Origin of the sequence: Ichthyenterobacterium magnum (genome assembly GCF_003610635.1) — a bacterium.
Classification (GTDB): Bacteria; Bacteroidota; Bacteroidia; order Flavobacteriales; family Flavobacteriaceae; genus Ichthyenterobacterium; species Ichthyenterobacterium magnum.
Genome location: NZ_RAQJ01000001.1, coordinates 895147 through 909264, shown reverse-complemented (window position 1 = coordinate 909264; position 14118 = coordinate 895147). Strand labels below are relative to the sequence as shown.

Here is a 14118-nt window from a genome sequence, read left to right as displayed (position 1 = left end):
AATATAATTTATTTTAGAGTTTTAATCATACTTAGTTTAAATAACTATTATATTTTGATGGATTATTTAAAATTTCTAAACCTTTTTGAATTTCAAAATTATTAGCCACATAATATGTGTATAAACCTTCCCTATAAAAATACCTTTTAACAATCTCATCAGATAATAATGACATTAATTGTGCTTTATTATCATCGATAGTTTTGTTTTTATAAGTTTCAATACTCGTTATTAAATTATTATAATTTTGTTGTATTTGTGTATTTAGATTTTCTTTTTTAGCGACTTCAAAAGCATCATTAAAAGCCTTTTCAGTTTTAGTTTCAAAACTAAAGTTATTAGTATTTAAGAAATTTTTAAAATTTGAATAATCGGCATCACTTAGCTTAAATGTGTTGATATCATTTATGGTATTATTGTAATAATACTTAGTAGCATAATTAAAAATTAAATTCTCATTAAGTATTGCGTTGGTTATAGAGCTGTATTTAGATTCTTCAAGCTCAAGGTCAGGTTGTACACCACCACCATCATAAACTGTTCTACCTTTTTTAGTTTTAAACGCATTGTAATTTTCTCTTTTTACACGAGTAGCTTTTCCGTTTTCATCTCTATTCCAGTAATCTAACGCTTGAATACAGCGTCCAGATGGTGTGTAATATCTTGAGATGGTAATTTTCATTTGGGTTCCGTAGGTTAATTTTTTAGGACGCTGAACAAGACCTTTACCAAAACTTCTAGCACCAATAACTACGGCACGATCTAAATCTTGTAAGGCTCCAGAAACAATTTCGCTGGCCGAAGCGCTTCTTCCATCAATTAAAACGACTAAAGGGATTTCGGTATCTAAAGGTTCTTTTTGTGTATAATAGGTTTTATTATACTTTTTTACTTTAGACTTAGTCGTAACTACAAGCTGATTTTTAGGCACAAAAATGTTGGTTACATTTACAGCTTCATGAAGCAAACCACCTGGATTTCCTCTTAAATCTAAAATAAGATTTTTAGCACCTTGATTTTTTAGGTTTCTAACAGCAGCTTTGGTTTCAGTTGATGTTGTACGTGTAAATTTTCTTAATACAATATATCCAGTTTCATCATTAATCATAGAAAAATGAGGTACAGCTTTAATACTTTCTGCTTGACGTTTTATAGCTGCCGTTTGGGTTTTACCTTGTCTAACATAAGTAACATTAACTGTAGTACCAGCTGCGCCCTGTAATAAGTTTCCTGCATCATCTTTAAAGTCTGCTACGTTTACATTTTCTACCTTAATAATTTCATCACCAGCTTTCATGCCAGCTTGATCTGCAGGAAAACCTTTATAAGGCTCAATGATAACGAGTTTATCTTTTAAGGTAAGCACATTAGCTCCAATACCTGTATAATCACCAGCATTATTAATGCGTGATGCTTCAACATCTTGTTCGTTAAAATAGTTTGTATAAGGATCTAAATCACTAAGCATGCTTTTTATGGCAGTGTCCATTAAATCTCCAGGATTGGTGTCATCAACATAATTCATGTTGAGTTCTTTAAATAATGTTGTGAAGATTTCTATTTGTTTAGCAATTTCAAAAAAATCGCTTTTAAAAGCTGTTCCCGTAAATAACATAGTAATAGCTAAAACCGGAATTAAAACGCGCTTTTGTAATATTTTTTTCATTGTAGTTAATTTAAATCTCTTGAGATTTTTTCTAAAAACGACTTAAATAATTGTTTCGTTTTTTTATCTACGGTCTCAAAATCTGTTCCATCTTTACCAATGTACAAAATCATTAACGCATAAGATGTTGTAATGTTGTTAAAATATGATGCTTTATTAAGTCTATAAGCTTCTCTTAGTAGACGCTTAATTCTATTTCTGTCTACAGCTTTTTTAAAATTTCGTTTACTTACAGATACGCCTGTTTTAAGTTTTGTATTATCATTAAATGTTGTTTTAAGATAAACCATTCTAAGGGGATACGCCGAAACAGATTTCCCTTCACTAAACAATTGCTCAATGAGTTTTTGACTTTTTAGCTTTTCTTTTTTTGAATATGTCGCTTTCATTTAATTAATTTCTATCTACCATTTGCTTAGCTAAAATAAGCGCATTATAAGCATTAACCATTTTGCCTGATTTAGAAAGTGTATTAAAGGCTTTAATATTTCCAGAATCACCAGGAATAACAACTTTAGTTTTAAGCGGTATTCCCGAGTCTAAAATTATTTTTTTTACTTGAGAAGCTTTTAAACTGGGGTATTGTGATCGTATTAAAGCAGCAACACCAGCAACAACAGGTGAAGCCATAGATGTACCTTGAGCAAATTTATAGGTATTACCCGGAACGCTAGAATATATTTTTGAGCCTGGAGAAAAAATATCAACATTAGTTTTTCCGTAATTAGAATAATCGGCAACTAAATTTGCGCCATATTTAGGACCCAAAGCACCAACAGATAAAAAATTATCTGAAACCTCAGGACCATTATTTATTTGATCATTAGGAAAGTTGTTTGTAGTATCTAAGTTTAAGCCTTCGTTACCAGAGCCGGTAACTATTAATACATCTTTTGTTGCAGCATACGCAATAGCATCTCTAACCCAATCACTATGTGGCGAATAATATTTGCCAAAACTCATATTAATTACTTTAGCACCATTATCTGCAGCATATCTAATACCTAAGGCTACATCTTTATCATATTCATCACCATTAGGTGTAGATTTAATACACATTATTTTCACATTATTTGCAACACCTTTAATACCTCTATTATTATTGCGTTTTGCAGCTATAATACCAGAAACATGAGTACCATGAGTTCTACTTGGGTTGCTCGGGTTTACATTGCCGTTACCATAACCAACATCGGTTAAATCATCTTTATTGTCATTGGTTTTTTTGCCTTTAAAATTTTTATTTAAATGAAAATTAAGCCGATCACTATATAGGCTTATGTTTTGGTTTATAGCGTCTTTTACATCAGCAATAGTTCTAAAATCAATAAGCATTAGTTTAATAATTTGAACGGATTCTGAAAGCGAGTTATCTTCTGTTTTAATAGCGTTAACCTCTTCTTTTGTATAGGTGTTTTTCCCTAAGTGTTGCGCTACGGCTTTATCGGCATCATCAATTTGTTTTAATATGTTTTCATGTCTAGATTTAAGCTCGGTATATCTTTGAATACTACTAGCAAGTTCTGCCTGAGCCTCAGCATATCTTGGGTGACTTGTGTTTCCTGATGCCAATAAACGCACATATTCTAGCTGTTCATTTGTAGTGTTTCCTAAAAAATTCCACCCATGTATATCATCTACATAACCATTACCATCATCATCTTTATTATTATTAGGTATTTCTTTAGTGTTGGTCCAAATAACAGCATCTAAATCTTCATGACTAGTATCGATACCAGAATCTATAACTGCTACAATTGTGGTTTGTCCTTTTTTATTTTTAATAATCTCGTTATAAGTTTTATCTAAACTTATTCCAGGAATAGTATCTTTTTCAAAATCTAAATGTATCCAATTTTGTTCTTCATTTTCAGATAAATCTGAAACCTTAATTGGCAAAGTATCAATATTTTCTATTGGTGTAGAAATTAAGCCAGAAGCACCTCCACAGTTATATAAAAACGAAGTAATTAATACTATATATAAAAGCTTATGTGTAAAATGTTTCATTGCAATTGGTTTAAAAAATATCTTGAGTTGAGAACACTTCATTAAGCCTCACACCTTTTTCGGTGTGTTTTACCGTTATAATTTCATTATGCGCATCGTGTTCTAAAAACAGGAAGTAATTATTATCTGCAGCTAGGTTTAAAAAAGTAGCTTTTTCATCTAAAGTTAATAAAGGTCTTGTATCATAACCCATAACAAACGGAATAGGTAAGTGACCAGCAGTTGGTAATAAATCTGCCATAAAACAGATGGTTTTCCCATTATAATTGAGCATAGGAATCATTTGCTTTTCTGTATGACCGTTAGCAAAGAAAATATCGAAACCTAATTGAGAGTTTTTTAAAATAGTTTCCTGTGGAAGTGAAGTGAATTTTAATTGACCGCTAGCTTCCATTGGTAGAATGTTTTCTTTTAAAAAAGATGCTTTTTCTCTATTATTTGGCTGAGTTGCCCATTGCCAATGATTTGTATTACTCCAAAAATGAGCGTTTTTAAAAGCGGGCTCATAACCGGTTTTGTCTTTATTCCACTGTACGCTTCCGCCGCAATGATCAAAGTGTAAATGTGTCATAAACACATCTGTAATATCATCGCGATGAAACCCATAAATAGCTAAAGACTTATCAATAGTATCATTTCCCCAAAGGTGATAATAGCCAAAAAATTTATCGCTTTGTTTGTTGCCCATTCCTGTGTCTATTAAAATTAGACGATTACCATCTTCAATTAACAAACAACGTGCCGCAATATCAATCATATTGTTAGCATCTGCTGGATTTGTACGTGTCCATAACGATTTAGGTACCACACCAAACATGGCACCACCGTCAAGTTTAAAATTACCAGCGTTTATTGGATATAAATTCATAATTATAAAGTTAAGCAATAACTTGCTTTAAACGCTTACCAAAATCAAATAAAGCTTTAAGCTCTTTTATGCTAGCTATACGTTCTTTTCCAAAAACTAGTAAAGCATTTCCGTTAGATTCTATATGATAATAAGGATTGCTTTCAAAAAAGTGAATTAAATCTTCATTAAAAAATTGTTTAATTTCTGTTTCGTTTTCACCAAGCAAATAAAAACGTTTAGAGAAATCTGAATGTTCTTGAATAGGAATATCTTTAAACCCAGCAAAGGCATATATTTTTTCTAAAAAACCTTCTCGGTCTAAAGTAAACTCTGGGATTGACTTGTCTAATGTAATGTGAAGCATAGATGATCGTATAACTTCTTTTGCTATAAATTCGCCTTCAGAAAACTCAATATCAAAAATATTTAAGACCTCATTTTTACTTAATAATTGGTTATAAATATGGTTTATAGATTTTGTTCTAAAAAAATGAAAATCATTTAAAAACAAGGTGCCTTTTTGTTTTTTAGACTCATAAGTTAAAGCGTAGTCTTTTGCTAAGTCTTCAATATTTGACTGGCGCTTAGTTAGATTGTTTTTAATAATATTTGGTACAGGAAGCAAACGCCTTAAAGCAAAAGGATGTTGAGAATCTGTATCGTGCATATCAAGGCCTACAACTTCAAAATGACCACCTCTTTTTGTAAACAAATCACGATAATTATTGAGGTTTTCCATAACAGTATGGTCTACAAATTCACAAAGTGAGAAATCAATAACAACATCTTGATTTTCAGGAACCATATTAAGCTTGTTTTTTAACCTATAGAAGTTTAAAAAGCTACAAAAATGTTTAACACTAATATAAAAAACACCATCTTCTTCTTCTTGAAACATCAAAACATTTGGTTTTAAAACATTTCTTGCAAACAACGAAAAGCTTTTATTGATGATCATATGAATAATAAAAGTGACAATAACACCAGATAGAATACCTGTTATAAGCCCTATTTTAAGCGTAACAAGTAGCGTTACAAAGAAAATTATAAGCTGCTCTTTTCCTATAGAAAAGATGTTTTTTATAGTGTCTGGAGATGCAAGCTTATAACCGGTAAAAACTAAAATAGCCATAAGTGCAGGTAATGGTATTCTAGTAAGTTGTGTGCTAAATAATACAATAAATATGACTAGAAAAATAGCGTGAAAAAAATTTGAAGACCGATTACTACCATTATTATTTACGTTAACAGAACTACGTGCAATGACAGTAACCACATTTAATCCACCTAAAAACCCACTACCAATTGTAGCTAGACCTAATGCTTTTAAATCACGATTAACGTTAGAGCGTCTTTTTTCTGGATCTAATTTATCTACAGCTTTAATACTTAATAGAGATTCTATACTTGCTATTAATGTAAGAGCAAATACACTAGACCAAAATGTGAACTGACCTGCTTTTCCAAAATCTACAGAAGGTAATTGTGCTATAATATCTTTAAATTCTGGAATACCAGAAATCATATATAATTTTGAAATAGGGTTTTGTTCATGAGCAACCAATTCAAAATAATAGCTAAACCCAATAGATAGAATTACAATCCACATAGGCGCAGGAATTAGTTGTAAATATTTATTACGAATTTTTGGATAAAACACCATAATAATTAAGCTTAAAACACCGGCAATTGCGGCATAAATTAAGCCTTCTTTGTCGTAATGAATAGCATCATTTATAGTATAAGGAATTTCTATAAGGTAATCTATAGTGCTTTCTCTCTTAATCTTATGAGCAAGCATTATATGAAACTGTTTCCCTAAAATGATAAGCCCAATTGCAGCTAGCATGCCTTGAATTGCGGAAGATGGAAAGAAATCTGCAAGTTTTCCCATGCGTAAAAAACCAAGTATAGCCAAAAGTATTCCTGAACAGATAATTGCCGCATAAGCACTGTCGAGACCAAGAGTCGTTATTGCAACAAGTAAAACACCAACCAATCCGTTTCCTGGACCAGAAATAGTAACATGGCTTCCACCCAAAATTGAAACTACAATTCCACCTACAACAGCAGCAATAATGCCAGCAATTGGAGGCGCTTCACTAGCCATAGCTAAGCCTAAACCTAGAGGTAAAGCAATAAGGCTAACTACAAAACCAGAAAATATATTTTTAGGCAATGCTTTAAAAAAGTCTGTTATGTTATTTTTTTTTGGACTCATTGAATAATTAAAACATCGGTTGGTAGTTCGGTTAAAATATGTTCAATATCATGAGGAAATAAACGGTCCCAAAATGTCATTTTACTTGGCGCATTCATGACTAATAAATCTGCTCGAGCTATTTGGGCATAATGCCCAATAGAATAACCTTGTTTACCAAAAATAGGTTGAGATTTTATAGAAATGTTTTTTGTAAGCGCTTTAGGAATATGCGCAACAATAGCGTTAATTCTTGATGTCTCACGTAATTTTATACGTTCTTTTAAAATGGTCGCTTTTCTAAGAGATTTGTCGTCTTCAACAGTAACAGCTATTTCTTCTTGTTTAATTTCTTCAACAATAGTAACACGATTAGACTTTAAATGGCTAGCAACATAAAATGCCGAAGCAATGGTCTCTTTTGTTTTAGGATCTTTAAGACCATTTACTACAATGTGTTGACAAGCGATACGTTCTATAGAAGGGTTTATTAATAATAAAAGAGAACACTTTGCTTGACGTGTTATTTTTCTTGCTATAGAACCAACATAATATTTTAAGAAATTTTCACGTTGTAAAGCTCCTAAAATTAGCAAGTCAACCTTTTTTTCTTCTGAAGTTGATAAAATTACTTCAACAGGATTTCCAGATTTAAAAACGATTTCATAATTAAGCCCTTCTTTAATGAAAGGCTCTAAAATAGATTGAAATTGTATTTCTTTTTCTGAAGATTTTTCCCCAACATGAATCAATATTAATTTAGATCGAAACATAAGTGATAACCTAGAAGCCTCATAAATATTAGCTTTAAGATTAGGTGAGAAAGTTACCCCAATTCCTATGGTTTTAAAAGGTTTTAAAGACAATGCTATTAAATCATTTAATTTAAGGTTTGAAAGATAGTACTATTTTTGAAAAGCCAATGCAAAGACATATAATTGTAATTTTTTACTAATTTCACAAAAAACAAATTAAATGCTAGAACTTGCAGGAATTATCATATTAGGTATTTTAGCACAATGGGTTGCATGGAAATTTAAAATCCCAGCAATTCTTCCCTTAATTCTTATTGGTTTATTAGTTGGGCCAATTGCTGCTGAATTTTTAAGCGAAGATGGAACAAAATGGATAGAACCAATATGGAATGGAGAAAAAGGACTATTCCCAGGAGACAGTTTGTACTACTTTGTTTCTCTTGCTATTAGTATTATTCTTTTTGAAGGTGGTTTAACACTTAAACGATCAGAAATAAAAACTGTTGGCCCAGTTATTACCAAGCTTATTACTTTAGGCTCTGCAGTTACGTTTTTTGGTGCTGGTATAGTAGCACATTATATTTTTAATTTAAGTTGGGATCTATCGTTTCTTTTTGCAGGTTTGATAATTGTTACTGGACCAACAGTAATCACACCTATTTTAAGAAATATTCCGCTTAAAAAAGATATTTCAACCGTTTTAAAATGGGAAGGCATTTTAATTGATCCTATTGGAGCATTGGTGGCGGTTTTGGTTTTTGAGTTTATAAGCGTTGGTGGAGATAGTGGTTTTACTAAAACAGCACTCATTGAGTTTGGTAAAATTGTATTATTTGGTACCACATTTGGGTTTACATTTGCTCATGCTCTAGCTTTTGCTATTAACAAAAAATTTATTCCACATTATTTATTAAATGTAGTATCGCTATCTACAGTTTTATTAGTTTTTGTTGAATCTGAAATATTTGCTCACGAATCTGGTTTATTAGCTGTGGTAGTTATGGGTATGGTATTAGGAAACAGTAAGTTGGACAACATTAAGGAACTTCTTTATTTTAAAGAATCCCTTAGCGTATTGTTAATTTCTATTCTATTTATTCTTTTAGCAGCCAACATTAATATTGAAGACTTAGAGTTACTTTACACATGGAAAACAGTAGCTCTTTTTGCTATCGTTGTTTTTGTTATTAGGCCTTTAGCTGTGTTTTTAAGCACAAGAGATTCAAAGCTTAATCTCAATGAAAAACTTTTTATCAGTTGGGTTGGTCCTCGTGGTATTGTGGCAGCTGGTATTGCCTCTCTTTTTGGTAGTAAACTATTAAAACAAGGCGTTGTAGGGGCAGAATATATAACACCATTGGTTTTTATGATTGTGCTAGGAACCGTTTTATTAAACGCAACTACGGCGCGATTATTTGCTAAAATGGTAGGTGTGTTTTTAACAAAATCTAATGGGATTTTAATTATTGGCGCATCTAAAGTATCTCGACTTTTGGGGCATTATTTAGAAACTAACGGAAGACATGTTGTACTTATAGATAGTAATCAAAACAACATTAAAAAAGCTAAGGAACTTGGTTTAGAAGCTTTTGATACCAATATTTATTCAGAAACACTTACAGATAATATAGAATTGAATGACGTTGGCTATTTAATGGCATTAACCGGAAACTCAGATATTAATAAATATGCCATCAATAAATTTAGTAAACAATTTGGCGAAAACGGCTCGTTTAGGTTAGTATCTACAGAAGAAATGTTAGATGAAAATAATAATCCGCACGAAGGATTATTTTCTCATACAGACGACTTTAACTCTTTAGCAGAGGTTGCTAAAAAACACCCTTCTATACAGGAAATAGATGTGAATGATGAAGAGGAATACCTAAACCTTATTGAAATAGCTAATACAGATAAAGATATTATACCATTATTTTTAAAAGATAATAATAATGAATTTGTAATTATTTCCTCTTACAATACAGATATTACTGAAATAAAGGAAAACTCTAAGCTCGTATATTTAGGAAAACCATTTGATGTCGAAAAAGTTGTTAACGAAGACTAATCGTTTAGTTTCAAAACAGCCATAAATGCTTGCTGAGGTATTTCTACATTACCAACTTGACGCATACGTTTTTTACCTTTTTTCTGTTTTTCAAGAAGTTTACGTTTACGTGAAATATCACCACCATAACATTTTGCCGTTACATCTTTACGTAAAGCTTTAACTGTTTCTCTGGCAATAATTTTAGCGCCAATAGCTGCTTGAATAGGAATATCAAACTGTTGACGTGGGATTAGCTCTTTTAACTTTTCGCACATTTTTTTACCAATATTGTGTGCGTTATCTGCATGTATTAAAGCAGAAAGTGCATCAACAGGTTGTGCATTTAATAACACATCTAAACGCACTAGTTTTGATACTTTCATGCCTATAGGGTGATAATCAAAAGAAGCATAACCTTTAGATACAGTTTTTAACCTATCATAAAAATCAAATACAATTTCTGCTAACGGCATTTCAAAAGTTAACTCAACACGTACAGGAGTTAAATAGGTTTGATTAATAATCATACCACGCTTTTCGATACATAGTGACATGACATTACCAACAAAGTCAGATTTTGTAATTATAGTTGCTTTTATATAAGGTTCTTCCACACGGTTTACAGTAGAAGGATCTGGTAAGTCTGATGGGTTATTTACAATAAATGCGTCGTCTGGGTTTTTGTTTGTAAACGCATTGTAAGATACATTTGGTACTGTTGTAATAACAGTCATATCAAACTCACGTTCTAAACGCTCTTGTATAATCTCCATATGTAGCATCCCTAAGAAACCACATCGGAAACCAAAACCTAAAGCAGCAGAACTTTCTGGGGCAAATACTAACGATGCATCGTTTAGTTGTAGCTTTTCCATAGAGTTACGAAGCTCTTCATAATCTTCTGTATCTACAGGGTAAATACCCGCAAAAACCATTGGTTTTACATCTTCAAAACCTTCTACAATATTGGTTGTTGGGTTTGCAAAATCTGTAATTGTATCGCCTACTTTTACTTCTTTTGCTGTTTTAATTCCAGTAATTAAATAACCTACATCGCCAGTTTTTACACTTTGTTTTGCAACTTGATTTAGTTTAAGTGTACCAACTTCATCTGCATTATATTCCTTGCCTGTTGCAACAAATTTTATTTTTTGACCTTTTTTAATTTCACCATTAAAAACTCTAAAATAGGTTTCAATACCTCTAAATGTATTGTAAACCGAATCGAAAATTAAAGCTTGTAAAGGCGCATCTGGGTCACCATCTGGAGCAGGAACACGTTCAATAATTGCTTTTAAAATATTTTCTACACCAAAACCTGTTTTTCCACTTGCATGTATTACTTCTTCAGGGTCACATCCTAAAAGATCTACAATATCATCTGTAACCTCTTCAGGATTAGCACTTGGTAAATCTACTTTGTTAAGTACAGGAATAATTTCTAAATCATTTTCTAAAGCTAAATATAAATTAGAAATGGTTTGTGCTTGTATACTTTGAGCAGCATCAACAATAAGCAAAGCACCTTCGCAGGCAGCAATAGATCGAGACACTTCGTAAGAGAAATCTACGTGTCCTGGAGTATCTATTAAGTTTAAAATATACTCTTGTCCTTGGTAAGTGTATTCCATTTGTATGGCGTGCGATTTAATGGTAATACCACGTTCGCGCTCTAAATCCATACTATCTAAAAGTTGCGCTTGTTGCTCACGAGCAGTTACAGAATCTGTAACATCTAGTAAACGATCTGCAAGTGTACTCTTACCGTGATCTATATGTGCTATAATGCAAAAATTTCTAATGTGCTTCATAAAATCGCTTCTTCCTAAAATAAATCAGCTGCAAATATAAGTGATTTATTAGGCTTTATTTCATTTTTGTTTAGAACAAAATACAATGCTTTTACGGTTTTTCCGTAATTAAAAGTCTAAAACAATTTATATATTGCGACGCTAAACCGAAACTAAGCTTGAAACACACTTCCTACATTTTATTATTATTGCTATTACCTTTTCTTGGTTTTAGTCAAGAGTTCTCTATTTCTGGTCAAATTTATGATGGTCATAATAAACCTGTTTCGTTTGTTAATGTATTAGTCTTAACAGAACAGGAGTCTGCTGTAGTCCACGGCACAAGTACAGATGATAATGGGTACTTTAATATAGAATCTTTAAATGAAGGTGATTACATTGTTAAATTTAGTTTTATTGGATATAAAGAAGTAATTAAACCTGTTGAATTACATAAAGATTTTGTTTTTGAAACAATTATTTTAGAAGAAGATATAGCATCTCTTGACGAAGTAAGTATAATAGCTAAGCGACCAACACTTAAAAAAGAAGCTGACCGTTTAGTCTTTAATATTGAAAATACAGCCTTAACCGAAGGCAATATGCTTCAAGCTTTAAAAAGCACGCCAGGTGTTTTGGTGATTAACAACTCTATTACTGTTAAAAATTCATCACCAACAGTATACATAAATAACAGAAAGGTTAACTTATCGTCTGACGAACTAACTCAGCTTTTAGAAGGCGCTTCGGCTAGTAGTATAAAATCTATTGAGGTGATTACTAATCCTTCTGCAAAATATGATGCAGAAAGTGGTGTTGTTTTAAGTATAGTTATGAGTAAAAATATTATTTTAGGTTATAGAGGAAATGTTTTTACTAATTACACACAAGGTGTTTTTCCAATATACAATGTTGGTACTAGTCATTTTTTTAAGAATAAAAAACTAAACCTTAACCTTAATTATAATTATACTAAGAGCAAGAGAAATAGAGATGGAGATGATGTGGTAAACTATCTTGATGGCTCTAACCAAGTTGAACAAGCTTGGAGGTCGTTAACCAATAGAAACACTTGGACTAAAACACATAATTTAAATTTAAATTTCGATTATTTTATTGATGATAACAATACATTAAGTCTCTCGTCTAACGCATTGTATATTCCTTATTTTAAATATAAAATCTCAAACAACACAACGATTAGAGATAATGATTTAGATTTTTTATCACGCTTTACTACAGACAACTTATCAAGTGACGATAAGTATAATATTGGTTTTGATTTAGATTTTGTTCATCAGTTTAAAAAAGGGGTTTTATCATTTAATTCACATTTCACCACTTATGATTATAAAAGATTTCAAGGTGTTACAAGTGATTTTTATGATGTAAATGATGATTATTCTAGCTCATCGGCTTTTAATACAAGAGCCAATCAAGACACTAAAATTTTCACGTCTAAAGTAGATTATAGCTTCCCTATAAACCAAACATCAAACTTTGAAACTGGCTTAAAGTTTTCTAACATTAAAACAAAAAGTGATATTACCCAATCTGATGTTGATATTAGTACAGGAAATGAAACTATAGATGCACTAAATTCTGATGCGTTTAATTATGATGAAGACGTGTTTTCTGGTTACGCAAATTATAGTTCAAATACAGATGCTTTTAGTTTAAGTCTTGGGCTAAGAATTGAGCAAACTAATATTGAAGGCTTATCGCTGTCAACAAATCAAACAAGCAAACAAGATTATTTAGAATGGTTTCCCAACGCAAGCGTACAACACAATATCTCTGATGCGTTTAACCTCTATGTTAATTATAAACGAAGTATTGCAAGACCAAGTTATATAGATTTAAATCCGTTTCGCTTTTTCTTAAACGATAACTATGTTGTTGTGGGTAACCCAAATTTAAAACCTACATTTTTAGATCATATTGTTTTAGGAACAACACTATTTGAAAAGTTTACTGTCGAAGCCTATTATCAAAACTATAAAGGCAGCATCTCAGAAATACCAAGACAGAATAACGACACAAATGTTATTGAATATATATCGGTTAATTTTGATAAAACCGTAGAGTTTGGCTTTGACTTTTCTACCTCTTTTGATATTTCTGAGCGTTGGAACGTTTATTTTGTAACGTCGTTTTATAATATTGAAGAAGAAACAAATTTTGGCAATGGCTTTGTAACTCAAGACCAATGGTCTAATTATAGTGTGTTTACTAATGATTTTACATTATTAAAAGACAAAACCCTAAATGTATATCTAGACCTTACTTGGTTGGGTAAAAACCTTCAGGGTTTACAAACAGTTGAAGATCGATTATATTCTAACCTAACTATATCTAAATCCATTTTAAAGAAAAAAGGCATGCTATCATTAACGGTTAGCGATTTGTTTAATATGCAAGATTTTGAAGTTGATACACGTTATGCTAATCAGTTTAGTAGTAATAATGTAGATTTAGATAACCGTTTTATAAAATTAGGGTTTAGATACAAGTTTGGTAACACAAAACTACAAACTAACGAGCGTACAAAAGAGTTAGAAGAACGAGATCGTTTAGAAAAGGTCTCTAACTAATCACATCACCATCATACTGCCACAAATACCAAAGCTTACAATAACATAAACAGTGGCCAAGATGTATAAAACCTTGGTTGCTTTTTTACTTTTTTTTCGTACTGCAAAACCTATAACCGCAAGAAGTATAGCTGGTCCTAGCATAATTGCTAAAATCAAAAATATTAACCCATCGAGATTTCCTATTTCTAAAAACATAATTT

Annotated in this window: 10 protein-coding genes; 2 read left to right on the top strand and 8 right to left on the bottom strand. The window is 31.5% G+C overall.

The window, feature by feature from the left end:
* Positions 1-31: 31 nt before the first annotated feature.
* Genes BXY80_RS04325 through BXY80_RS04300 form a run of 6 tightly spaced genes read right to left on the bottom strand, consistent with a single transcriptional unit; the run spans position 32 to position 7592 of the window.
* Positions 32-1666 carry a S41 family peptidase gene (locus tag BXY80_RS04325; protein WP_120199970.1) on the bottom strand — a complete coding sequence of 545 codons (1635 nt, stop codon included), beginning with the start codon at positions 1664-1666 and terminating at the stop codon, positions 32-34.
* Positions 1667-1671: 5 nt separating this feature from the next.
* Positions 1672-2055: a ribonuclease P protein component gene (gene rnpA / locus BXY80_RS04320; protein ID WP_120199969.1), complete on the bottom strand. Its 384-nt coding sequence runs from the start codon at positions 2053-2055 to the stop codon at positions 1672-1674.
* Positions 2056-2059: 4 nt separating this feature from the next.
* A complete protein-coding gene (locus BXY80_RS04315) occupies positions 2060-3676 on the bottom strand; it encodes a S8 family peptidase (RefSeq protein WP_120200352.1) in 1617 nt (538 codons plus the stop codon).
* A 10-nt stretch (positions 3677-3686) separates the two neighbouring features.
* Positions 3687-4544 carry an MBL fold metallo-hydrolase gene (locus BXY80_RS04310; protein WP_120199968.1) on the bottom strand — a complete coding sequence of 286 codons (858 nt, stop codon included), beginning with the start codon at positions 4542-4544 and terminating at the stop codon, positions 3687-3689.
* A gap of 10 nt (positions 4545-4554) precedes the next feature.
* Positions 4555-6747, bottom strand: a complete 2193-nt coding sequence (locus BXY80_RS04305; protein WP_120199967.1) for a SulP family inorganic anion transporter — start codon at positions 6745-6747, stop codon at positions 4555-4557.
* Complete coding sequence (locus BXY80_RS04300; RefSeq protein ID WP_120199966.1) at positions 6744-7592, bottom strand: universal stress protein; 849 nt, start codon at positions 7590-7592, stop codon at positions 6744-6746. Before BXY80_RS04300 ends, BXY80_RS04305 begins: the two co-directional genes overlap by 4 nt.
* Before the next feature lie 109 nt (positions 7593-7701).
* Here BXY80_RS04300 and BXY80_RS04295 point away from each other — a divergent pair, with 109 nt between their 5' ends.
* Positions 7702-9549, top strand: coding sequence for a cation:proton antiporter (locus BXY80_RS04295; protein ID WP_120199965.1), 1848 nt, complete (start codon positions 7702-7704; stop codon positions 9547-9549).
* Here the strand turns inward: BXY80_RS04295 and lepA are convergent.
* The gene (lepA, locus tag BXY80_RS04290) at positions 9546-11342 is read right to left on the bottom strand and encodes a translation elongation factor 4 (RefSeq protein WP_120199964.1); all 1797 of its coding nucleotides are present in this window, start codon (positions 11340-11342) and stop codon (positions 9546-9548) included. The genes BXY80_RS04295 and lepA overlap by 4 nt on opposite strands.
* Positions 11343-11500: 158 nt before the next feature.
* Here lepA and BXY80_RS04285 point away from each other — a divergent pair, with 158 nt between their 5' ends.
* Entirely contained in the window at positions 11501-13915 is a 2415-nt protein-coding gene (locus BXY80_RS04285; RefSeq protein ID WP_120199963.1) for a TonB-dependent receptor domain-containing protein, read from the top strand.
* On the opposite strand, the gene BXY80_RS04280 is transcribed toward BXY80_RS04285, so the two are convergent.
* Positions 13916-14113, bottom strand: a complete 198-nt coding sequence (locus BXY80_RS04280) for a hypothetical protein (RefSeq protein ID WP_120199962.1) — start codon at positions 14111-14113, stop codon at positions 13916-13918.
* Positions 14114-14118 lie beyond the last annotated feature (5 nt).

Coding starts and splice junctions, on each gene's coding strand:
- lepA (WP_120199964.1), bottom strand. CDS start 11,342: ATGAAGCACATTAGAAATTTTTGCATTATAGCACATATAGATCACGGT.
- BXY80_RS04280 (WP_120199962.1), bottom strand. CDS start 14,113: ATGTTTTTAGAAATAGGAAATCTCGATGGGTTAATATTTTTGATTTTA.
- BXY80_RS04315 (WP_120200352.1), bottom strand. CDS start 3,676: ATGAAACATTTTACACATAAGCTTTTATATATAGTATTAATTACTTCG.
- BXY80_RS04325 (WP_120199970.1), bottom strand. CDS start 1,666: ATGAAAAAAATATTACAAAAGCGCGTTTTAATTCCGGTTTTAGCTATT.
- BXY80_RS04310 (WP_120199968.1), bottom strand. CDS start 4,544: ATGAATTTATATCCAATAAACGCTGGTAATTTTAAACTTGACGGTGGT.
- rnpA (WP_120199969.1), bottom strand. CDS start 2,055: ATGAAAGCGACATATTCAAAAAAAGAAAAGCTAAAAAGTCAAAAACTC.
- BXY80_RS04305 (WP_120199967.1), bottom strand. CDS start 6,747: ATGAGTCCAAAAAAAAATAACATAACAGACTTTTTTAAAGCATTGCCT.
- BXY80_RS04295 (WP_120199965.1), top strand. CDS start 7,702: ATGCTAGAACTTGCAGGAATTATCATATTAGGTATTTTAGCACAATGG.